The 21,357-nt window shown below is 34.3% G+C and carries 22 protein-coding genes and 2 pseudogenes; 12 read left to right on the forward strand and 12 right to left on the reverse strand.

Translation table 11 applies throughout. The features are described from left to right. The 6 genes from merTP to AACZ88_RS20485 all read left to right on the forward strand — a co-directional run. Window positions 1-548: mercuric transport protein MerTP (gene merTP, locus AACZ88_RS20460; RefSeq protein WP_339714585.1), on the forward strand; the 548-nt coding region annotated here is incomplete at its 5' end. Next, window positions 541-2,220: a mercury(II) reductase gene (merA, locus tag AACZ88_RS20465; protein ID WP_258543739.1), complete on the forward strand. Its 1,680-nt coding sequence runs from the start codon at window positions 541-543 to the stop codon at window positions 2,218-2,220. The genes merTP and merA, both read left to right, overlap by 8 nt. A gap of 831 nt (window positions 2,221-3,051) precedes the next feature. Then, window positions 3,052-3,441, forward strand: coding sequence for a hypothetical protein (locus AACZ88_RS20470; RefSeq protein ID WP_339714589.1), 390 nt, complete (start codon window positions 3,052-3,054; stop codon window positions 3,439-3,441). A gap of 340 nt (window positions 3,442-3,781) precedes the next feature. Further along, the gene (locus tag AACZ88_RS20475) at window positions 3,782-4,273 is read left to right on the forward strand and encodes a hypothetical protein (protein ID WP_339714592.1); all 492 of its coding nucleotides are present in this window, start codon (window positions 3,782-3,784) and stop codon (window positions 4,271-4,273) included. Between the two features lie 166 nt (window positions 4,274-4,439). Continuing rightward, window positions 4,440-5,012: a Crp/Fnr family transcriptional regulator gene (locus AACZ88_RS20480; RefSeq protein ID WP_339714594.1), complete on the forward strand. Its 573-nt coding sequence runs from the start codon at window positions 4,440-4,442 to the stop codon at window positions 5,010-5,012. Window positions 5,013-5,080: 68 nt separating this feature from the next. Then, window positions 5,081-5,737 (forward strand): hypothetical protein, encoded by a 657-nt coding sequence (locus AACZ88_RS20485; protein WP_339714597.1) that lies wholly within the window; start codon window positions 5,081-5,083, stop codon window positions 5,735-5,737. Window positions 5,738-5,899: 162 nt separating this feature from the next. On the opposite strand, the gene AACZ88_RS20490 is transcribed toward AACZ88_RS20485, so the two are convergent. The 3 genes and pseudogenes from AACZ88_RS20490 to AACZ88_RS20500 all read right to left on the reverse strand — a co-directional run bounded on the left by AACZ88_RS20490 (window position 5,900) and on the right by AACZ88_RS20500 (window position 8,766). Further along, complete coding sequence (locus AACZ88_RS20490) at window positions 5,900-6,763, reverse strand: helix-turn-helix domain-containing protein (protein ID WP_339714600.1); 864 nt, start codon at window positions 6,761-6,763, stop codon at window positions 5,900-5,902. 74 nt (window positions 6,764-6,837) lie between these two features. Next, window positions 6,838-7,557, reverse strand: a complete 720-nt coding sequence (locus AACZ88_RS20495; RefSeq protein WP_339714602.1) for a hypothetical protein — start codon at window positions 7,555-7,557, stop codon at window positions 6,838-6,840. Between the two features lie 240 nt (window positions 7,558-7,797). Further along, window positions 7,798-8,766: pseudogene (locus tag AACZ88_RS20500) on the reverse strand (transposase). 352 nt (window positions 8,767-9,118) lie between these two features. Between AACZ88_RS20500 and AACZ88_RS20505 the strand changes: the two are divergent. From AACZ88_RS20505 to AACZ88_RS20520, 4 genes and pseudogenes are all read left to right on the forward strand, one after another. Then, entirely contained in the window at window positions 9,119-9,703 is a 585-nt protein-coding gene (locus AACZ88_RS20505) for a super-infection exclusion protein B (RefSeq protein ID WP_027066624.1), read from the forward strand. A gap of 108 nt (window positions 9,704-9,811) precedes the next feature. Continuing rightward, a complete protein-coding gene (locus AACZ88_RS20510) occupies window positions 9,812-10,015 on the forward strand; it encodes an MbcA/ParS/Xre antitoxin family protein (RefSeq protein WP_339714609.1) in 204 nt (67 codons plus the stop codon). Window positions 10,016-10,532: 517 nt separating this feature from the next. After that, window positions 10,533-10,946, forward strand: a complete 414-nt coding sequence (locus AACZ88_RS20515; RefSeq protein WP_339714612.1) for a response regulator — start codon at window positions 10,533-10,535, stop codon at window positions 10,944-10,946. Between the two features lie 216 nt (window positions 10,947-11,162). After that, window positions 11,163-11,429, forward strand: a pseudogene (locus AACZ88_RS20520) (cyclic-phosphate processing receiver domain-containing protein); the annotation flags it as partial. A 211-nt stretch (window positions 11,430-11,640) separates the two neighbouring features. Here the strand turns inward: AACZ88_RS20520 and AACZ88_RS20525 are convergent. Further along, window positions 11,641-12,057, reverse strand: coding sequence for a VOC family protein (locus AACZ88_RS20525; protein WP_339714614.1), 417 nt, complete (start codon window positions 12,055-12,057; stop codon window positions 11,641-11,643). Between the two features lie 453 nt (window positions 12,058-12,510). Here AACZ88_RS20525 and AACZ88_RS20530 point away from each other — a divergent pair, with 453 nt between their 5' ends. Beyond that, window positions 12,511-12,945 carry a BLUF domain-containing protein gene (locus tag AACZ88_RS20530; protein ID WP_339714616.1) on the forward strand — a complete coding sequence of 145 codons (435 nt, stop codon included), beginning with the start codon at window positions 12,511-12,513 and terminating at the stop codon, window positions 12,943-12,945. Between the two features lie 165 nt (window positions 12,946-13,110). Then, entirely contained in the window at window positions 13,111-14,151 is a 1,041-nt protein-coding gene (locus AACZ88_RS20535) for a helix-turn-helix transcriptional regulator (RefSeq protein ID WP_339714618.1), read from the forward strand. 272 nt (window positions 14,152-14,423) lie between these two features. On the opposite strand, the gene AACZ88_RS20540 is transcribed toward AACZ88_RS20535, so the two are convergent. From AACZ88_RS20540 to AACZ88_RS20575, 8 genes are read right to left on the reverse strand one after another with little or no spacing between them, the layout of a single operon-like run. Next, a complete protein-coding gene (locus AACZ88_RS20540; RefSeq protein WP_339714621.1) occupies window positions 14,424-14,714 on the reverse strand; it encodes a hypothetical protein in 291 nt (96 codons plus the stop codon). Window positions 14,715-14,772: 58 nt separating this feature from the next. After that, window positions 14,773-15,612 (reverse strand): DUF4138 domain-containing protein, encoded by an 840-nt coding sequence (locus tag AACZ88_RS20545; protein ID WP_339714624.1) that lies wholly within the window; start codon window positions 15,610-15,612, stop codon window positions 14,773-14,775. Window positions 15,613-15,624: 12 nt separating this feature from the next. Continuing rightward, the gene (traM, locus tag AACZ88_RS20550) at window positions 15,625-16,560 is read right to left on the reverse strand and encodes a conjugative transposon protein TraM (RefSeq protein ID WP_339714627.1); all 936 of its coding nucleotides are present in this window, start codon (window positions 16,558-16,560) and stop codon (window positions 15,625-15,627) included. Window positions 16,561-16,592: 32 nt separating this feature from the next. Continuing rightward, complete coding sequence (locus AACZ88_RS20555) at window positions 16,593-17,207, reverse strand: conjugal transfer protein TraK (protein ID WP_339714630.1); 615 nt, start codon at window positions 17,205-17,207, stop codon at window positions 16,593-16,595. Between the two features lie 20 nt (window positions 17,208-17,227). Then, the gene (locus tag AACZ88_RS20560) at window positions 17,228-18,070 is read right to left on the reverse strand and encodes a hypothetical protein (protein WP_339714633.1); all 843 of its coding nucleotides are present in this window, start codon (window positions 18,068-18,070) and stop codon (window positions 17,228-17,230) included. A 3-nt stretch (window positions 18,071-18,073) separates the two neighbouring features. Beyond that, window positions 18,074-18,661 (reverse strand): conjugal transfer protein, encoded by a 588-nt coding sequence (locus tag AACZ88_RS20565; protein WP_339714636.1) that lies wholly within the window; start codon window positions 18,659-18,661, stop codon window positions 18,074-18,076. 4 nt (window positions 18,662-18,665) lie between these two features. Then, complete coding sequence (locus tag AACZ88_RS20570; RefSeq protein WP_339714639.1) at window positions 18,666-21,068, reverse strand: TraG family conjugative transposon ATPase; 2,403 nt, start codon at window positions 21,066-21,068, stop codon at window positions 18,666-18,668. After that, window positions 21,055-21,339, reverse strand: coding sequence for a hypothetical protein (locus AACZ88_RS20575; protein ID WP_339714641.1), 285 nt, complete (start codon window positions 21,337-21,339; stop codon window positions 21,055-21,057). Before AACZ88_RS20575 ends, AACZ88_RS20570 begins: the two co-directional genes overlap by 14 nt. Window positions 21,340-21,357: the final 18 nt, after the last annotated feature.

The following is a 21,357-nucleotide window of genomic DNA, read 5'->3' on the forward strand; positions in this document are numbered from 1 at the left end:
CATCTTGTTGCATACCACCTGTTATAGCATTAATAGCTGGCGTTGGAGGAAGTGCGTCTGCCCTATCTTGGATGGAACCTTTTAGACCCTATTTAATTGGTTTGGCTATTGTAGCAATTGGATATGCTTGGTATAATTATTTAAAACCAAAAAACGCTGATGATTGTGGTTGTGAAGTTGATGCAAAACCAAAATGGTTTCAAACAAAAGGATTTTTAGTTGGTATTACTTTGTTTGCAACTGTTTCAATTGCTTTCCCTTATTATGCTCATATTTTTTATCCTGATAATAAGAAAGAAGTGGTTATAGTCAATCAATCCAATATTCAAACATTAAATTTTGATGTTAAAGGGATGACTTGTGCCTCTTGTGAAGAACACGTTAAACACGCAGTTAATGAGTTAGAAGGTATTGTAAATATCAATGCTTCCTATGAAAAGGCAAACGCAGAAGTGGAGTTTGATAATACAAAAACGACTAAAGAGGATATAGAAAAAGCAATAAACTCAACAGGATATAAAGTAATTAATAAAGAAAAAAATGAGTAATAAAACAATAAATTTAAACATCAACGGAATGACTTGTTCTGGGTGTTCATCACATATCGAAAAAGATTTAAACGTTAAAGACGGAATCGTAAATAGTACTGTAAATCACGAAACAGGAAAAGGGAAATTTGTATATGACACCAATAAGTTAAGCAATCAAGATGTTATTAATGCAGTAAACAATGTCGGTAATTATTCAGTTATTGAGGATATCGAAAAGGAAGATTGCTGTGTTACAAATGCCAAAGATTATGATGGAAAGAATAAATTCGATTTAATTGTTATTGGTGGTGGTTCAGCAGCATTTTCAGCAGCCATAAAAGCGGAAAGCATTGGCTTAACAACATTAATGGTAAATGATGGATTAGATTTTGGTGGCACTTGTGTCAATGTTGGCTGTGTTCCTTCTAAAAATTTGATTAGAGCTGCCGAAACAGCATATCACGCTACACATTCTAATTTTAAAGGAATTAAACCAAAAGGTGTTGAAATTGATTTTACTCAAATTATAAAAGACAAGAAAGCAATAGTTGCCACATTACAACAACATAAATATATGGATGTGGTAAGTGATTTCAAAAACTTAACAATGCTTAAAGGTTGGGCAGAATTTGTAGATAATAAAACCATTCTTGTAGATGGAAAAGACACATACACCGCAACTAACATCATTATAGCAACAGGAGCAACAACAAACATTCCAAACATTGAAGGACTAAATAAAGTAGGCTACTTAACAAATGTATCTTTATTCGATTTAGAGGAAAAACCAAAAAGCTTGACCATAATGGGAGCTGGATATATTGGATTGGAAATTGCAATGGCATATAACCGCTTGGGAGTAAAAGTTCGTATCATAGAATTTACAGATAGACCATTACGTAGTCAAACCAACGATATTACAGATGTTTTAGAAGCACAAATGATAAGTGAAGGGATTGAAATCCTTCCAAATTTCAGAGCCATTAAATTTGAAAAAGATGGCGACAACACTATTATTCATTGCAAATGTCCTGATGGCTCTACCACTCAAATAATTGAAGAAGGCCATATTATTGTAGCTACAGGAACAAAACCAAATACATCTAAATTAAGTCTTGAAAATATTGACTTAAACCTGACAGAAAAAGGACATATTTTAGTTAACGAAAAAATGGAAACTAATATTTCCAATATTTATGCAGCAGGTGACGTAACAAACACACCACCTTTTGTTTATACAGCAGCAAAAGAAGGAAGTACAGCAGTAAATAACGCCTTTTCATTATCAAAAAACAGTGTGGATTATACATCGTTACCTTGGGTAGTATTTACAGATCCACAAATTGCAGGAGCAGGTATGGACGAAGTAGAAGCCGAAAAATCAGGCATCCCTTTTGAAGTATCTAAATTAGATTTAATTCACGTTCCAAGAGCTTTAGCAGCTCAAGATACCAGAGGATTTATAAAGCTAATTCGCAATACGGAAACGGATAAATTAATAGGTGCAAGAGTAATAGCACCAGAAGGAGGTGAACTCATCCAACAATTAAGTATGGCTATAAAGTTTGGTATAACAGTAAAAGATTTGGCTGAAAGTTTTTATCCATACTTGACACTTGGAGAAGGAATCAAATTAGCAGCAATTACGTTTGGAAAAGATGTTTCTAAATTGAGTTGTTGTGCGAGTTAATCCCTACTAAAAGCCATACACATTTGCAATTCGCTCAAAGCCACCACGCCATCAAAAATTGCAAAAGAGTATGTCTTGCCAACGCTCAATCCGAACATTTAAGAAAATATCGGAATTGAAAAGCAGAACGGAATAAAGCCAGTGGGTAACAACGTATATAAAAAATAGCAGTTAAGAGCTAAACTAAAAGTTTGGTTCTTTTCTGCTATCTTTGTTTTCAACTGAAAAATGGCACATACAAATCTGCTACTTTTCATATACAAGACCGTTAGCAAACATATTGCCATAAAAATTAAATCGTTCAGCAATTAGCCTGAATATTTAAAAAGAAGAGTTTGGTTCGGGTAAACCAGCATTTTTAAAATGGTTTCTTTGGGCTTGTTACTTTCTCAAACTTCAGATATTTAATTAAAAATAACCTTGCCAAAGTTCTCGCTCGGGCGGACTTTACTCAGACGCAACTGTTGCGCGAACGGACTTGCTACTTATTTGCTATTTTCTGTTCGAAAACGAAAAACTTAAATCGGTTACTATTTAGGTTCGACGGACTTAAAAAAAGAAACCATTTTAAAAGGGTTTGGGGAAAAAATCAGTGTTCTGCGACCAGGCAAAGGTTTGCGCTGCAACACGTTTGCTAACAATATGTATAATCTATACTGTCCGATTTTCCGTCGGAAAATCTACGTATATTTAGATTCTTATCGTACGGCGGGAAATCCTGCGGATTTCTAACCCGTACAGATCATACATTAGACGTTACCAAACATTTAAACAATATTGAAATTCATTGAACGTTTGGAGATTACGTCTAATAACTCCAACCATCAACCAATGAAAACTTCATCCCAGCTTATTTACTTTGGTTTATTTGTAATCCTATTAGGTTTTGGAGATAATACAGGAAAATTAATTCCATCTTGGGTCTCGTTCTTGACTGGTGGATTTGCTTTAATTTATGGTGCTTTCCTACACTATAAAATGGACAACAAAATCTTATCTATTTCCAAAGATTGGAATTTCGATTGGAAGACCTTATCATCTAAGGTTTTCATAATAATCGGAATACTATTAATGCGAATGAATAGATTTGTGGACTATCTGGACGAACATTTTGAGGTGGATGTATTCTTTTCGATAATTGGTGGAATATTTGCCATTTACGGCTTAAAACTACATTTTAAAGAAAAGAGGGAAAAAAGGGAGAGCGGTAATATTGAATGAAACTTCAAAAATGAATACAGACGGACACCACTCAAATGGGACTGTTAAGCTAATTGACTTCTTAGCAAGTTTGCGAAAATTAAGTTGGTATTAGAAAGTAAAACTGGAGTATAAAATCTCCACGCGAAAAAAAACGTTTGGTAACAATACCTAAACGTAATGCGGACTTTAATGCAAAACCGAAAGGTCTGTGTATATTTATAAGGTCGCTAAATCTTATGGATTTAGCTTTGGACAAGAAAAAATAAAACTAAACCAAAAGCTTTAGCTTCGTGCGCAGACGGAAACGAAAAGTTTCCTTGCTTCCGCACTACGCTTAGCCGAGACGTTGTAAACAATTATGAAAAACGCACTTCTGACTTTAATATTGACATTCGGAATTTTGAGTTGTAATGCTCAAAGTCAACGTGAGAAAGAAGAAAAAATACGTTCTGAAATCAACGCAGAATTTGACAAAAACTCATCGAATTGCACAAATGGAATTGATGCTGTTTCAGACTTTAATGACAAAACGGAATTTTGGAATATTTGCGAACTGAAAAACGGAAACCGAATTATTAGGATTGATTCGCATAAAAAAGATACATATTATCAAGAAATCTATTTTGAGAAAAATGGCGACTTGATTTACGCAAAAGAAACGGAAAATTATATGCCGAAAAACCATTTCACGCAAATGAGTTGGAATTGCGAATTCTATGCGGAAAATGGAAAGTTGATTGCGCTAATGTCACTTGGACACGGAAAAACGGAAGACGAAGAATGGAATCCTGATGTGATATTTGAAATGTATAAAAACCGATTAACTGAATTAAAACGAATAAAAAAATAACTGTTTACAACAACGGCTATAGTTCATTGCGGCGGAATTTCCTCTCGGAAATTCCTGCGTGTTTGCTAACTTTGGTTTACGGCGGAATAGTTCTGTCGAACCATTCCGCAACGAAACCATAGCCAAGACCGTTAGCTGCAATTTTAAAATATGAATTTGCTTACAAATGAAATACCCTATCTTATTTGAATACATAAAGCAAAAGGCGAATATCGATCAGGAAGAGTTTAACCGGTTTTCTCATTACTTTATAGTTAAAAATTTACAGAAATACGAAACGGTATCAAGAGAAGGAGAAATTTGTTCAAAAGTGTATTTTGTAAATAAAGGATGCTTGAGATTTTTTCATCTTAATGAAGAAGGCAAAGAATTAACTAGATACTTCGCTTTTGAAGGTAAATTTGGAACTGACCTTACAAGCTTAATAACAAACGAACCATCCAAAGAAAATATACAATCAATCGAACAGTCTGAAATACTATATATAAATAAGTCGGATTTTTATGAGTTGGTTAAAACAGAGCCTTCCATAAACTTGATTTATCTAGATATCTTAGAGATGGCTTATGTAACCTCAGTGAAAAGGATTTATAACTTTCAAGGAGAAGAAACACTACAAAGACTAAAATGGCTGATGAATTATCAACCTATGATTTTGTCCAGATTATCTAATAAAATGATTGCTTCATACTTGGGAATCACTCCTTACACATTAAGCCGTTTGAAAGCGAAACTTTAATTGTTGCTCTAGAGCAATTTTTCTTCTTATTAAGGTTCATAATTTAGCCCCGAACTATAATCTTAAATATGAAATCATATAAAATTTACATTGCCTATTTAATTATTCTTTCATTTAGCATTTTAAAAATTTTTGGTCAAAACCCTGAACCACCGGTTCCTGTTGAGGTAATGACAGGCAATAAGGAAGTATATTCACAGCTTGTTATAAAAAAGTTTTTCAGCCCAACCAGTAATTTTGATTTTTTTGGTCTAGCAACTTATACTGCCAATTATAAGAATGATGTAGAAGAAAATAGAGCGATAATTATTTCTCAGGTTGGATATAATTTTAAAAAAGGTTTCGGAGTAATGGCTGGACTGGATTTTAATTCATTCGCGGGATTTTCTCCAATAATAGGTCCTAAACATAGTTTTGCTAATAAGAAATTTTTAGCCGTAACCAATTTATCCTTTTTTCTTAATGATGCGTTTGATGCCAAATTATTTGGTTTATATGAGTACCACCCAACAATTAACAATGATTGGAAATTTTATAGTAGGCTACAATTCATTCATAATTTTAGTATTAACTACAATGAACATAACATTAGTTATATTTATTTAAGAGCAGGAATGCAAAGAAAACAATTTATATTCGGACTAGGTGCAAATTTGGACTGGGCTGGACCGAACAAAGTTTTTAATAGCAATTTTGGTCCATTTGTAAGGTGGGAGTTTGACTAGAAAAACTGCAGCTAACAATGTATATAAAAAATAGGCGAAATAGTAGTAAAATCAAAGGTTTTGGCTCGTATCAAACTTTGTGCTTAGCCGAAAGTTCAGTGCTTCGAAATTGCCTACTTTTCATATACTAACCGTTATGTGCAACTTAAGACCACATGATAATTATAGCCTTTCTAGTTTGGCGAAACCTACTGTCCTTCTGTAATTATCTGGAGAAACACCTACTTTTCTCTTAAAAAATCGACTAAAATAAAATTCATCATAATAGCCAAGTCCAGCTGCAATCTGTTTCAAAGGTTTTGATGTTAAATATAGTTCTCGTTTAGCCGCTATAACAATTCTATTAGAAATTAAATCGCTAGGTGTTTGCTTTAAATACTTTTTTACAATCCCTGCCAATGTTTTTGTACTAACACACAAAACATCTGCATAATCTTTCGGAGAATGTAATTCACAATAATTTTTCTCAATAGAATCTACTAAATTTTGTAGGATTTCTGATTGACCATCAGAAAATTTTGGAACTATCTCTTTATCGAATTGTTTTTTCTGTCTTACTGCTTCTATCAAAAATACCTTTAAAAAAGCCACAAGAACTTCATGTTGAGCAATAGAATCTCTATCCATCTCTTTAGAAATTTGGTCTATGAGATTAAAAAACAGCCCTTCTTCAGAAATTTGAAAATGTGGTAATCCATAAAAGTTATTAAAAAGAACGCCTTCTGTTTCAATTTCATTTTGATGACGATATGTACAAAAAAAGTCAGGGTGAAAATTTAATAACCAGCCTTGACAAGGTTCTTCAGAAGAAAGCATAAATGGTTGATAAGGCGACAAGCAAATCATTTGATAACCTTGCAGTTCATAATTAGAAAGGTCTACACTTAACTTATAGTTGCTTGCGTTAAGTAAAATAATAGAATAATAATGTTTTCTTTGTAAATGATCAAATTGATTAAGATTTTCAAACCTTTCTAGTCTAAAGGCTAATTCACCATTTTGTTTATCTATAATAATTTGAGCCATAAGAATATATTTCTTTATTTAATATTACATATAAAAAGAAAGGAGTGCTTTACACTCTTTTCTAAAGATATAAATTATTTGGAAGCTATAATATCTATTTTTTGAATTGCTGATGCTTCAAAACCATCTAAAAGAACAGGCGCATTTTCCATAAGTGCAGCTGCAACTTTTCCTGTTAAATGTGCATCTCTACCAGAATCATCTGCAAAAGTATCAAAGATTGCATATGTAGTAGCATCTATTTTTATAGCATACCAAGATAAAGTTTTTGGTTCATCACCAACTAATTGCTTGCCGACATTAAGGAAGTTTTCTACATCTTTAGCCTTTGCTTCTTTAGATTTCATAATAACAAGTAAGCCCTTGTTTTGCAATCCGGATTTATGATTAGATGCTAATACATCTATTGCTTGAATATCTGTGCTAGGATCAAAGTTCTCTAATAAATCACCTGCATTTGCTAATAATGCCTTTGCAACTTCGCCTGTTAAATGAGCTTGCCTACCTTCTTCTACTTCAAAGGTATCATAGATACCAAAAGTTTTACTGTCTATCTGAAAGGCAAACCAAGATACTGTTTGAGGTTCTTGATTGACTAGTGCTAATCCACCAAGCAAAAAGTTTTTAACGTCTTGCTCTTTTCCTGGTTTTGCTTTCATAATTACTAATAATCCGATTGTTTCATTTTTTGTACTGTTCATAATGTTTGTGTTTTTAGTTTTTGAAAATGATTGAGTTGTAAATCCTAGTAAAAAAACTAGGAGTACTAATTTTAATGGAATTGTAGTTTTCATTTTTCTTGTTTTTTTGTTACAGTGCAAATTTGGGGTGAAACAAAGGACTGTGGAATGGATATTTATTACTATGGCATGGACGATTTTCAGAAAAGCATTACTATTGAATCCAGTATGCACATAACAAAGAACTGAGGTAAAAAACAAACAAATTCTTCTTTAATCTGAGACAATATTATTCTAGGCTCATGGATTCTAAAATCAGATTCTTGAGCTTTTTTTATTCAATTAATCCGCTATTTATCTAGGCAATACAGAAACGTAGGTTTCATCATATGGTCTGCCAGATTTTGCGATAGCAAAGGACTGTTTCAGTAGTTTGTTGGCAACTGCTATCAATGCCAATTTCTTGCTCTTCCCCTTGTTCACGATTCGCTCATATACCTCTCTGCATGCCTTGTTATGTTTACAGGCATTGAAAGAACATAGAAACAATAGATTACGAAGCTTTCTATTGCCGACCTTACTTATTCGCGCTCGACCTCTTACACTGCTCCCCGACTCACGTATCGTTGGGGTTATACCTACATAACTACAAAGCTGTGATGCCGTTTCGAACTTGTTAAAACCATCGGTGACCACTATTAGGAACAATGCAGTCTTTTGACCTATACCAGGTATTGACATCAATAAAGTCAATTGCTCCTGTTGATCCTCTTTCACCAATGATAGAATCTTTGATTCGATAGCGACTACCTCTTTATTGAGCTGTTTCTTGTTACGTATCAAGGAACGATAAACAAACTTTGAGGGTATACCTAAAACAGCTTCCCCATGTATCTTGTTCTTGGTTGCCGTACGTTGTTTTAAATAGGTATCCAATAACCGGAACAACTGTAAACATTCGCTCTAGGTATCCGTCAAGGCATTGTAAACAGGAACCTCGTTGATCAGGGCGTATTCACATATAGCCTTGGCATCGCTCTTGTCCGTTTTTACCTTTGCAAGTTTCATTTGAATGAATCGCTTTATCGATAATGGGTTTACTACTGAAACTACTACTCCATTCTTGTAAAGAAACTGTGCAAGTCTGTAATGATAATATCCGGTAGCTTCCATAACGACCAATGAACTTTTGGGTAATTCCTTAAGGAATTTCTTAAATCCAATTTCATCGTTCTTATACTGGTCGTGACCTTTGTTACTACCATGTACATCAAAAACATCTTTACTGATGTCAACTCCAAAAGTTTCTTTATATTTATTCATAAGAAATGATTTATGAAAGGACCGGCTACTTCTGCTCACAACAACTTGAAAACGAGATCTAAGGTCTCACAGAACTGAACGTGATTTAAGTAGTAAAAGAGAGAGGATTATCAATGTTGTCGAAGTCTAAAGCTTCACCGTGTATACTAACCTTAATTCTCTCTTTTGTTCTTTCTAGTTATAGCAACAATTTACTGAGAATCAAACTTAAGACGTATATAAAAAATGCTCAAGATTTGGCTATCTTTGAGTTCTCCCCTATTTTTAAAAAACAATCACGGCTGAAAGATTTGTGCATTCAATAATCGCACTTTTCATATACAAAACCGTTATGAAAAATTAATACAGCAATATGGACCTGTTTAAGGGATTATTTGACTTATCTAAATTACCAGCAAAATTCTTCGTCTTATTTGCCTTAGTTACAGGCTTCATACTTTTTGCAAATGAATTGTTATTAGAAAAAATTCAATTAGATTCAATTAAAAATACATATGGGCCCATTATTGGATTAGTGTTTGCAATTTCTGCTGGATTAACTCTTTTAAATGTTTTTATCTGGATTGGAAAAAAGATAAATTTCGAGTGGCATTTTTTCCAGGCAAAAGGAAAACTTAGAAAAAGAATTTCTGAATTAGACGATCATGAAAAAGCAATATTTCGCGAATTTATGATTTGTGGCCAAAGATCAATTGAAATGCCATATGATGATCCTGTTGTAGGTGGCCTAATGGATGCAGGGCTTCTTAGAATGAACAGACAATTTGGTGATAGCGCAATAGTTTCTGGAAGATTTGCAGCTCTTTCCATGGGTAAGTATACTGAGAAATATATTCGACCACATCATGTAGATTTACCAAAGAATCCAACTGATGAAGAAAAACAATACATAATTTCAATTAGGCCATCTTGGGCTAGAAAAGGGATTATTAGATAACTTTGCATAACAACGGCTCCTATGAAAAGCCCTAGTCCAGTTCATTAAAGTTCAAATAAAGGATAAGTTAGGACACCACGTCGTTAATCATAACCATCAAATTAAAGAATGGAAAACTTAAAGAAAGAACAAATTCGATTAAAGGAATACGGCGAATCAGTTTTCGAGGATAAAACTAACTTTGAAAAGTGGTTAAAGACAAAGTCAAAAGCCTTGGGCGGGATAACCCCTGAATCACTTTTAAAGAGTGCAAGAGGCGTACAGAAGGTTATGTATGCTTTAGGAAGAATTGAACACGGTATCATGGCTTAAAGTTCAAATAAAGATTGAGTTAGGACACCGTGTCGTAATTTGTAAAGTCTAATTAAACGATGTTATCGATTATTTTTTCTTAGAGATTTATATGTCTAGTATCGTTTATAACATTTATTTAATAGTTGCAAATCATTATGGGCACGCTCTAAAATGATTATGGGGCAGATGATGTGGTTTCATAATTAGGTTTCGAGTCAAATATAAATTCTTGAAAACGATAAAATCGCTAGGATTATTATAGGCATGGCAAAGGGCCCAACATTCTTTGCAGGAAAAATTTCTTGGCATTTGATAATGCCTCTGTAATTTTTAGTTTCATAAGCGACCACTAATAGCCAGGATAGGTCAAAAGCCCCTCTGTTATCTTTACAGTTCTGAAAACTGGTCGATTATACCGGCAATCCTATTGCTCGATTTTCTAAAACGTTAGAACAAATGTCAAAAGTGTTATCTACTCCTTCCGATCGTTAATACATTTGATACCTGAAGGAAAACTTCCCCTTTGGAATAAGTAATGGAAAAATCTATAGCAATTAGTCCCTTAGCATATATTGATGATGATGAAGATGATAGACTATTCTTTGTAGAAGCGATAAATCAAATTTTTCCCGGTGCTGATTTAAGACTTTTTGAGAACGGTGCAAATTTTATGGAACAAATGTTGAATGATGTTTCTGAAGATATTATTCCGAAACTAATTTTTTTAGATTTGAATATGCCGGTAATGAACGGTTATGAATGCCTGTCGGAGATAAGGAAACATTCGAGCTTATCTAAGATCCCTGTTATCGTTTATTCGACCTCTAGGTCAGGAAATGATAGGGATAGGGTAAATAGATTAGGTGCATCCCAGTTTTTGACCAAAGAGTTATCATTTAGAAAAATGGTAGTTCAGCTTAGGACCACGCTGAATGAGTTCGTTGTGTAAAACCTTGTTTTCAATTTAATAACTCTTTTTAATTTTAAGGATTTGCAATGGCATTCATATTTCGTGCTAACTCACAAATCCAATTAAACAATTAGTTAGGACATCATGTCGTAATTTCAAGAGTATAAATAAAAGTTATAAAAATTAAAGAAGTTATTCTTAGATGATGAAAGAACTATTGAAATTGTATATGATTAAACAGCGGAACGCGAGTTCGATATTGTTAGCACTTATCATGAGTTTGTTGGATACATAGTAGAAAATGAACTTCCAAGTTATATAAATTTCGACAATGAACTTGAATTAGGTGAAGATGGCCAAGTTGCCCCAAACGGATTAGCCGCAGCTAAATGGCTAGTCTATAAATCTGGACTAGACTTAAGAAATCTAAATTTTAAAGCTAATTCTGCAAATCCAGTTGCAGCTGAACAAATAAAGGGGCTTTCGAATAACTATATAAAACATTTAAGGAAGGAAGTTTAATACCAAAGTTCAAATAAAGGATAAGTAAGGACACCATGTCGTTAATCATGACGGTCAATATGAAGAAAGAACAAATTCGATTAAAAGACGTTTGGGCGAGTCCCTTTTTCGAGTATAAGACCAAACTAGTAGTTGGCTTAAAATTCAACTGTTGCAAATCAAAACGATTTTTTTTTAGATTTATCCGATGAGGCTTTTTAGCCTAAAATAATCAGCAATTAATAGTGCTATCTTTGTTGTTATTCTGTAATAAATTCCAATAATTACCATCCAAGTCACTGAAAGATGCTACTATACCAAAATCGCAAAATTGTGGTGATTTGACAAACTCAATTTCCGCTAATAACATTCTATTATAATCTTCCCAAAAGTCAAGTGTATCCAAACATAAACAAGTATTTTGCCCATTACCTGCATCATTCCGTTTTTCTAGGTATATCTTTTTTTTCTTGACTAAAACTATTCCAATCTGTACAGAATTTGGCGGTGAGATTATGACCCATCTATTTTCTGTATCAGCTTGGATAAAATCCTCCACCAAAATAAAATTCAATTTTTTTGTATAAAATTCTATTGCTTTACAAAAGTCTTCAACATTTATCTTAAGCAATATATTACGTCCAAGCATTGTCTAATCTATTTTGACACAATATATAAATTGTATTTCCGTGTTTTAACATTATAAAAAACAAGATTGACTATAAAGAATTCCGTATAAAACTTGGCTGACTACTTTCATCAGCTCGAAGTAGAATTACAAACTTATCATTAGTCGATAGATTTGACTGATATATTAATAATTATGGAAAATTTTATTCAATGCCCGATTATTAAACGTCTGGAGATGCATAGAAGATACATAAGATTCATTATAAGTTAATGTAGTTAAGCAAGATTTCATACTCAAAATAATCCATCCAATAATTTTTATTTGCAAGAGACAATAACGATTAATGCTTTGTTGAGCGACTATTATTTCATTTTACTTGACACGGGAATATTTTATTATTGTTACTAATAAATTTGAATTTGTTAGCATTCGCTTAACGATTAACTGAAATTTGTATTTCAAACTTTATTTATGTTATTTACCCTGACATATGAATCGGTCGCAGAAAGAATATTAAGCGCCAAAGAAATGGATGGACTTTTGGCAACTGCACGTTCTAACAATATGAAATTGGCTGTAACTGGGTGTCTCATTTATTATATGGGTGGTTTTGTTCAGGTATTGGAAGGGGAGGAAGATATTATCTGGAGACTTTATGAAATAATAAGAAAAGATTCTAGGCATAAAAATATCTATATGTTCTCCACCGAAAAAATCCAAAAAAGGGATTTTTCCAATTGGGGAATGGCCTATTATCCGATAGATGAAAATAACACCAATGACCAAGAATTCGAGCAATTTAAGAGAAACCTCCTATTATTAGGAGATTTGATTGAGCCTGCCAATGTTACCGCGAGGCTTTTTTGGACAAGAATTAAATTTTTGATCAGCTCGCCCCAGTTGTAAAATTTAAATTGGAGATAATTAATTTTAAGTTGACGAAAAAATTCTACGTTGGCCCATATTTTAATTATTAGATATTCGTATCGATTGATTTTTTTGACAGAATTGAGAATTTTGATTTGGCCTATTCTAAAATAGTTATTTTTGGTTGTTACTTCAAAATATAACATGATAGCAATAGAAGTTAATTCCCTCCCCATCGGGGAAGTTATGTCCGATATTTCCAAGGCCTTCAATACCACATTTAGTGTGAGTTGTGGCGAATACTTTTTAAATATTCCTTCTGAAATTGGAAAAGGTAATATTAAAGGAGTGAATTTCGATGGAGGAATGGGAATTTTACAATATGATTGCCTATTCAACCAAGATGTTGAGTTGCAATTCACCGTGAAAGAAGTTCATCCGGTCAAATTTCTATATTGTCTGGAGGGTCAATTGAGACATCGTTTTGAAGGCTCGGAAGAAGTACATGAAATTGACCAATATCAAGAAGCTATCGTTTCAAGTGATTTTCATAGTGGTCATATTTTAACGTTTCAAGCCCACATGAAGACTGTTATCAATAGTTTGGAAATCACCCGCAATGTTTTTCAGAAAAAGATAAAATGCGAATTGATTACCATGAATATTGATTTGCAAAATCTTTTCAATGATATAAAAGCAGAAAAATTATTTTATCATGAAGGATATTATAGTTTAAAATTAGCCGATCTTTTTAGGGAAATGCAATCGTTTGAAGGTAAGGATTTTATTAAAAAACTTTTCTTGGAAGGGAAAGCCTTTCAGATGTTAACCGAGCAAATTCTGCAATATGAAGATGATTCTTTTGATTCTTCCAAAAGAAGTATTCTTCGAAGAACCGAAATAAAACAAGTCGAGATGGCAGCGTATTTGATAAAAATACATATTTCAGAACTCAACAATATTTCCGATATTGCCGGTGATGTAGGTCTGAGTCAGAATAAATTACAAGAAGGATTTCAAAATTTATATGGGACCACGGTCAACAAATACATACAGAAAGTTCGTTTAGATTTAATCAAGGACTTTGTGTTAAATACAGAATACTCCATGTCTGAAATTGCAGATATGTCCGGTTTGTCCAGTAAAAGTTATCTCTCAAAAATTTTCAAGGAAGAGTATGGTAAATCGCCCTCTGACTATAGGAAAAATTTTCTTGAATTTTTACAGACGAGAAAATCAAAATAAATTGCTAAACGTAATATTTCAAGATTCTTTAAGTATATTTCAGAATATACAATTACGCAATTTCAAAAATCATTTTACGTTTGTCGGCAAATTGAAGAATACATATAACTTTTACGAGTATCTAGCTCTAAAATGTTATTTGATTAAGGGAAGTTGTTAAATAGCATAGATATTTTTAGAATTCAAATAAAGGATACATTTCAAATACTCGAATCACACTTTTGCCTTGATAAAAGTCTAAGTTTATTGAAGTACCTTTCCCAAAGCTCAGTTTAATTTTTTAGATGGTTTGATGGATTCGTGGCATCATCATATAAAAATACTTTTGTGATGATATTGTTTTCATCCATCTGAATAGCGGTAGGGTCATCAGCTAAATCCATTGAAAATCTATCGGAAAGTTTCCCATAATTGATATGGATAAATTCTTCCTGGCCAATATGTTCAAAAGGGTCGTTATTTCCTAAAGGTTTATATTCTCTATTAAATGCGGCCCAATGCCCGTTACGGTTTCTTTTAATGCCATAGGGCAGATTTATTCTGTAAAAATTGTTCAGTGCCATTATTTAAAAGTTTAAGGTTTTTATGTTCTTGTTGTATTCCTGTCATTTAAGGTTCCCATTAATCAGGATTATTGATAAACCGATGTGGTATCTTCAGTTCAACGGATCGCTCCCCGTTTTCTTCGTACAGTTCCATAACCACCCTTCGGTCGTTTGAAAGCGAGAATTTGGGCAGGACATAAACAAAACGCACCGTTTCGTTTTTTGGAATTTTTGAAGGCAGGTTGTAGGTGTAAAGCGGTTTTTGAAACAGCCGTTGTGCCGATTTCTTTTTTCCTTTCTGTCGGGTTTCGATAAAAAGTTCCAAGAAATTCATATCATAATCCAAGGTGGAATTGTTCTTGATCTCTAGAACAAAGTAAAGGGCCGCCCTATCAAAGACGATACGTTCCACGCTTAATACAATCCCCTCGTTCCGTCTTTTAAGGATACTGTTTTGTGGCTTTCGTTTTAAAAGGGCGCTGCAGAATTTTCGGTAGTCGTATTTTGTCTTAACGATATCAAGGGATTGGGAACGAACCGAATCTTGTACTATAGGTCTTTCGTTACCGATGCTGTTGGTCAAGGGAATAAAGTAATTGAGTTTTGACAGCTGTTTTTTATAGCGGAGGATATAGGAAAAAACAAATCCGTCTCCATTGATGACCAATAGATTGCTTTCTACCCCAGGTGTGGCCTGTAGCAGTCCGAAATACTGTTCTTTTTCACGATTGTAGGTAAAGACAAAATTATCTGCGCCAGTAACCCCTTGCCGTATGGGTTCTGGGAAGAATAGTGCCACATTCTTGGTGTCATTGGCATAAATGGTGTCAAGGAGTTGATTTGTGGTCTGTGCCGAGCAATGTGGAGGTGCAAAGGCGAAAATAATAAGCGTCGAAATAAGAATATACTTTTTCATAAGAGTGAATAATTAGTGCCGATTATCGGCTTTTAGAATTAATTTGTAATTGTTCAATACCGTTACTTTTACGTTCCGATTGCCGCGTCTAAGCACTTGCGTAATTCCGCCTACCTGCGGAACAGACGGTATATTAATGTCTCCTATAATGTCGTCCAGTAGTTCTGTGGTGGCTTCTGCTCTAAAATTGTTCTCTATATAAATACCTTCGCTGCCATCTTGTAAATCGAATGCTTTGAGCTTTGTAGGATGATGATTGATATTTTCGATTTCAATGAGTGCTCGATTTGGTTTAAAACTAATAAACCCAAAAACTGTTGCATTCTTTGGTATTAGCTTGCCATTGATAGTTTCCGATTTAGTAAGGCGCATTCTTAATCTAGTATTTGCCGTTACGATTTGGTCGCCATCGACTACTGCATAGATACTTTCATCTGTGTTACCAATACTAGAAAATGTATTAGGTTTAGGCGAAGCTGCAAAGAATAGTTGATGTTCCAGACCCAATTCTTTGGTTTCAATTTTTTGTTCTCGCCTTATTTCAGCAGAATCAATTTGCTCGATATTATTTTGAGTAACTTTCTTTTGTCCAAGGTTTCTGTACTTCTTTTCAGAGTATTTGATTTTTCCAGCATCATAAATACTATCTACAATACGTTCTTTTTCCCGTTCCGGAAGGTCTGGGTCATAAAAGCCCAAGGAATCAATCAGTTTTTCATCATAAATGCTAGGTGCGTTATTCTCACGCACTTCTTTCAAATCATTTATGGCATCCAATCTAGAATCATATTCCTTTTGATTTTCCTCTAAATCGGGTATGAGTGTCTGTTCAAGGTTTTCATTTTCACTTTCATCATCGCCCATTACCATCACGGAATATGAAATCAGGAATATGAAAATCACAGCCAATACTGCTGCAAATACTATTTTGTTCTTTTCAATCTTCATAATAGTGGTTTTTAAATGCCCATTATGGGCTTTCAACTTTCATCATTTAGTTTTTTCAAAGTGTTCTCGAAGTAATCGGTAATCAATAATCCGTGCGGATTGTTTGGGAAGTTTCGGTCAACCATAATTAGGTTTCCGGTTGAAACTAGTTCATAGGTATCGACAATAGAGCCTCTATTTATTTCAAATATGGTTGTAGTTGTAAAACTGTAAGAGTTCTTATTCTCTATAACTTTTGAATTGATACTCAAGACTTTTTGAACCAATGAATATTGTAATAGCCGATTATAAACACCATCCGCTTTTTTCTGTCGGTATAGATTATCAATTGTACTATTGCCCAGCCAAAGTGCTTTTTCCAAATTGCGTTCGTAATTGCTGGCATCAATGTTATAGAAGTAGTTGTGGAACAGATCTAAATGCGCCAGCGCTTCGACCTTAAAATTCTCTTTTTGAGTAACAAGTTTTAGCGGAATAATGCTGCCATCCGTATTAATGGCAAACGCACTATTGAGTGCATTTTTATTGGTAGTGAATGCCATCCAAACCGAAAAGGTACTGGATACTAAACCACAAACAACAACCGCCAAAACGATGAATCGATTTAATTTTAGGACATTATAAATATTTTTATAGGGTGTTTTCATAGTTGCATTTTTAATCTGCCTTAGGCAGTAAATAATCTGAGGGTGAAAGATGTGGCACGTCTATATAGCTTGAATTTTAGGAAGACAATAAAACCTACCGAACCTAATTGTACAACTGGTGCGAAAAAGCTTTGCCCCACATCTGTTCCAAACAGATTCGTCCAGAAATTTGTGTTTATTTCTGTGTATAGTGCGTTTACAAATACATTGACTAAAAAGAATGCAGGTACAAGCATATAAACAGCTGCGTACAATTTGAAAAACGTGTAGGCGAGTGAACGGAATTTTTCAAAAACTGCTAGACTTATGACCAATGGAAAAAAGGCTTGCATTATTCCTAATAAAAAATAACGTTCTGCAAGAAATAGTGGATAGATAAATAAATCCAAAATCCAAAGAAAGAGACTAATAATGAAAGCAAATATTTTAAAACCATAAAGTGGTGTTATTAAGGCTTCATATAAGAGTGTCATTGCTGCTTGTGCAACTTCAATTATACTTACGTCTTCTTCAATGGGAATGTCCTGCATCTGCAATGGCAACAATGCTGGTGCTGTACCACGATATTGTGCTTCTATGGAAACAAGTATGCTATCAAAGAAGCCTAGTACTTGCGTCGAAAAAATGACAAGAATTACTATTGCAAAATTCTTGGCTAGGTCTCCAGGGCTTAGTCCCCAAGTGTAACCATCTTTATCAGCGATACCTTCATTATACTTTTTAAGAATATTGACCAAAAAAAATAGGACAGCAAGCGTTTTCATTCCTGCAATGGTGTATTGCGAGAAACTGCTGTTCTGTATGGTCTGGAAAACCGTATCGATATATTCCAGTCCTATTCCTAAAAGAATGGTCGCTGTCATTTTTTAATAATTTATTTCACGGTTATTGATTTTATCCTGCATTTTTCTAAAGGAAATGATGTCCTTGTAACGTCTAGTTTTAGTTTTGATATTGGAAACCATTTCTTTCGATTCCAATTCTTTTTCTTTCAAAATTTCTGCGCGTTCGGCATCGCTCATTTTTAGGTAATCGCTTGATAGAATTTCATCTATAAAATCCATTGTGTCCAAGGAATTCTCAACAATAGCAGTGAAGGATTCCGAAACTCTTGAAACTTCATCTGGTTTGATATATGGGCTATCAAGGATATCTCTTAAATCATTTTGCATCATTTGGATAAGGCGTTGATTGTTGCGTCCAATTTCACGGACAGCTTTTAATTGTCTAACCACATTATTGACTTTTTCAATGTTCTCTTTTTGTGTTTTTAAGAACTGTACGGTCTTTATGATGTTAGCGGTTTGCTTTCCTGATTCTATCAGTTGTTTTACCAAACTGATAAAATTGGTATTGTCATAAGTAGGCATTCCCTGGGCGGTAGCACCGCCAGGCAATAAGATGGTAACCGTTAAGATTAGCCCGAACATGATTGTTTTAATTTTTGTCTTCATACTATTATGTTTTAGATGTGAATTGAATTATTGCTTTTTCCATATCCTGATGCTCATCGTAGAGCTTCATTATTTCTTCGTTTTCCGTTCCGTCCGTTAGATAAGCTGCATAGACTTTTTTAGGAACTTCGAGTCGGAAGATGTTGCTTTCCTTTCCTATTTTGATAAACATTTCAGTGTACTTCCGTGGTCCGGAAAGATTGTTCTTGATAGACTTTAATTGGTTTAGGTCGTGGGTCGAAAGGTTAAGACGTTTGACCAATTCATCATATCCCTTTTCGTTGTTAAGGCTATAGATGACCTGAGTGTTTTCCAATATGCTCGCTGACGTTGAATTATTCGGAAGCTGATTGATGGATTGCAGTATAATCCCAATTGCTCCGTTCTGTTTACGTATGGCTTGATAATAGAATTCTACGCTTTCCAATACATTTTCAAACTTCAATTGCTTAGCAAACTCATCAAAAAGTATAATACCTTTTTCAGCACGGTTCTTCCATATGGTTCTTTGGATAGCCGATTTTATCAGCTTCAGCATTACGGATAGAATTTCCTTGTTATCCTTAACTTCATCCAACTCAAAAACGATCAAACGTTTGTCCTCAATTTTATAAGTCTGGTCTTCGCTGACTTCAAATAGAAAACTATATAGACCATCGCCGACGTATTCTGACATTACGTGCAAAAAACTAGTGACATTGAAATAGTCGGGATGGATTTTTAGGTTATCAAGAAGATCCTCTTGATTCCTTTCTATAAAGCTGTAGAAGCCTTCCAAAGAATGATTGTTGGAAGTGCTATCGTAATAGTGCAGAAGTATTTTCTTGACGGAAACCGATTGTGCCTTAGTCACTTTTAAATCCGAAGCAAACAGTTCAAAGAGAAATACTGATAAATCTTCAAGACGTTCCGGTGTCAGGTCATTTACATCGCTGATGTAAAATGGATTAATACCTAAGTTCTTTCCGCTTTCGTATCGTAGTACGGTGTATTGTTCAGGATATAGCTTCGCAAATTTAGTATACGAGCCACCTAAATCAATAATGACCAAGCGAACGCCACTTTCAAAATATTGACGTAGAATATTATTGGCCAAAAATGATTTCCCTTCGCCTGTAGGAGCGAAAATGGCAAAATTCCGTGCTTTTATGCGTTTCTTCCGTTCGTCCCAAACATCTTTTAAAACTGGAATATTATGTTCACGGTCATTAAAGATGATTCCGGTAGCATCCGATTTGTAATTGGTGTTATTAATAAACAAGCAAAGTGCGTGTTTCAAATCAGTAACGTATAAATCGTTATTTGAAAAGTTGGAAGAAAAGCAGCAGTAACTATTCAGTATATAATTCTTGCGTTCTTCGCCTCGTGGATAGTAGGGGATTATGTCCAGTTCTTTAAATTCGGTTTTAATCTTTGAGGTTATTTTATCCAACTCTTTAGCATCTTTTGACCAATAGATAATATTGAGATGACCACGAACAATGCGAGCATTATCGTCTGCATTGATTTGGTCAAGGATGTGTTGAATTTTTCCAAGTACCACTTTATTCTGTGAACCGAAATTGGAACTCTTGTTAAGTTCCTCTATTTTTTTGTCAAGCAGCTTTCGCCACTTTTGTTTGTCGTCTAGATATAGAATCTGATTAACAATATGATTTTCATTAAGCGTAAGCCCTAGACCATCAATAAACCCTTGATGAAACACAAAATCGTCAGATGTGAATTTCTCATTGGTCTTGCTACTCTGTACACTTTCGCCAAAGCACAGTTCGCTATTGATGGCCAGGGCATCAAAATGATTTTCGCCAATATTGACGCTTTTTTTGTCTAGTATAATGTCGGTGTCAAAGCCTTCGTTGAAGCCATTAAAATAGGCACTTGTCAGCGTCTGAATCTCTTCAGTGGTCAGGGGAAGGAATGCCATTTTTCGACTATTGTTTATAAAAGAAACCGAGTCGTTTACCGAGTTGGCGAAGCTCTTTATGTTATCATCCAGATCCTGAACAATTCCCTTGGAAACCTTACGGAAGGGATTGACATATTTTGGATTGTTGAGCGCCTTATTTTTAGTCAAAATGAAGAACAAATAGCACTTGTGCTCAATATGTCCGCGACCTTTGAAATGCTCGTGTGTGGCTTTTTCTAAAAAGGTTTTATTCGGAAGCTGTTCTGAAGAATAAGACTTCTTCAAGTAGATATCCTGTTTGTGAACCACAGTTCCGAAAGGCAAGGATTTCAAAGCTTGAAACCAGGCACCGTGCATATCCTCAAAATCGGATGCCGAAAGGGAATAGATTTCAGGTAGGTTACCTTCATAGCACAAGACCACATTGCCATTATTGGCAAACACGATATTGTCCTGAATATCTGCAATTGGTTGATATGCCGAAAGGTTAATCTTGTTCATAATCAAATCCTGAATTTCTTTTGTTACTTATGATTTTTGGGAAGGCCTTGGTCATCTGAAAAAGTTGTGGGTTTTGGTTTATTCCTGTTAATGCGATATATAATCCAGCATTTAAAATCAGTATGGCGATAATCAGTACAAAGCTGAAAGAGAATATGATGAGCAACAGCGAGGCAAGAATGGAAACCATCATTAAAGAAAATAGAGAAATGGGCAGGCCAAATATGACTGCCCGCTTCCTAATATTTTTATAGACCTCGAATTTTTTCATAGTGCTTGGAAATTAAAC

The sequence above is a fragment of the uncultured Kriegella sp. genome, assembly GCF_963975415.1.
In the GTDB taxonomy this organism is placed as follows: domain Bacteria; phylum Bacteroidota; class Bacteroidia; order Flavobacteriales; family Flavobacteriaceae; genus Kriegella.

Excerpts from the sequence above, each read along its gene's own strand:
- merA (WP_258543739.1), top strand. The coding sequence starts at position 541 with ATGAGTAATAAAACAATAAATTTAAACATCAACGGAATGACTTGTTCT.
- AACZ88_RS20470 (WP_339714589.1), top strand. The coding sequence starts at position 3,052 with ATGAAAACTTCATCCCAGCTTATTTACTTTGGTTTATTTGTAATCCTA.
- AACZ88_RS20475 (WP_339714592.1), top strand. The coding sequence starts at position 3,782 with ATGAAAAACGCACTTCTGACTTTAATATTGACATTCGGAATTTTGAGT.
- AACZ88_RS20480 (WP_339714594.1), top strand. The coding sequence starts at position 4,440 with ATGAAATACCCTATCTTATTTGAATACATAAAGCAAAAGGCGAATATC.
- AACZ88_RS20485 (WP_339714597.1), top strand. The coding sequence starts at position 5,081 with ATGAAATCATATAAAATTTACATTGCCTATTTAATTATTCTTTCATTT.
- AACZ88_RS20490 (WP_339714600.1), bottom strand. The coding sequence starts at position 6,763 with ATGGCTCAAATTATTATAGATAAACAAAATGGTGAATTAGCCTTTAGA.
- AACZ88_RS20495 (WP_339714602.1), bottom strand. The coding sequence starts at position 7,557 with ATGAAAACTACAATTCCATTAAAATTAGTACTCCTAGTTTTTTTACTA.
- AACZ88_RS20505 (WP_027066624.1), top strand. The coding sequence starts at position 9,119 with ATGGACCTGTTTAAGGGATTATTTGACTTATCTAAATTACCAGCAAAA.
- AACZ88_RS20510 (WP_339714609.1), top strand. The coding sequence starts at position 9,812 with ATGGAAAACTTAAAGAAAGAACAAATTCGATTAAAGGAATACGGCGAA.
- AACZ88_RS20515 (WP_339714612.1), top strand. The coding sequence starts at position 10,533 with ATGGAAAAATCTATAGCAATTAGTCCCTTAGCATATATTGATGATGAT.
- AACZ88_RS20525 (WP_339714614.1), bottom strand. The coding sequence starts at position 12,057 with ATGCTTGGACGTAATATATTGCTTAAGATAAATGTTGAAGACTTTTGT.
- AACZ88_RS20530 (WP_339714616.1), top strand. The coding sequence starts at position 12,511 with ATGTTATTTACCCTGACATATGAATCGGTCGCAGAAAGAATATTAAGC.
- AACZ88_RS20535 (WP_339714618.1), top strand. The coding sequence starts at position 13,111 with ATGATAGCAATAGAAGTTAATTCCCTCCCCATCGGGGAAGTTATGTCC.
- AACZ88_RS20540 (WP_339714621.1), bottom strand. The coding sequence starts at position 14,714 with ATGGCACTGAACAATTTTTACAGAATAAATCTGCCCTATGGCATTAAA.
- AACZ88_RS20545 (WP_339714624.1), bottom strand. The coding sequence starts at position 15,612 with ATGAAAAAGTATATTCTTATTTCGACGCTTATTATTTTCGCCTTTGCA.
- traM (WP_339714627.1), bottom strand. The coding sequence starts at position 16,560 with ATGAAGATTGAAAAGAACAAAATAGTATTTGCAGCAGTATTGGCTGTG.
- AACZ88_RS20555 (WP_339714630.1), bottom strand. The coding sequence starts at position 17,207 with ATGAAAACACCCTATAAAAATATTTATAATGTCCTAAAATTAAATCGA.
- AACZ88_RS20560 (WP_339714633.1), bottom strand. The coding sequence starts at position 18,070 with ATGACAGCGACCATTCTTTTAGGAATAGGACTGGAATATATCGATACG.
- AACZ88_RS20565 (WP_339714636.1), bottom strand. The coding sequence starts at position 18,661 with ATGAAGACAAAAATTAAAACAATCATGTTCGGGCTAATCTTAACGGTT.
- AACZ88_RS20570 (WP_339714639.1), bottom strand. The coding sequence starts at position 21,068 with ATGAACAAGATTAACCTTTCGGCATATCAACCAATTGCAGATATTCAG.
- AACZ88_RS20575 (WP_339714641.1), bottom strand. The coding sequence starts at position 21,339 with ATGAAAAAATTCGAGGTCTATAAAAATATTAGGAAGCGGGCAGTCATA.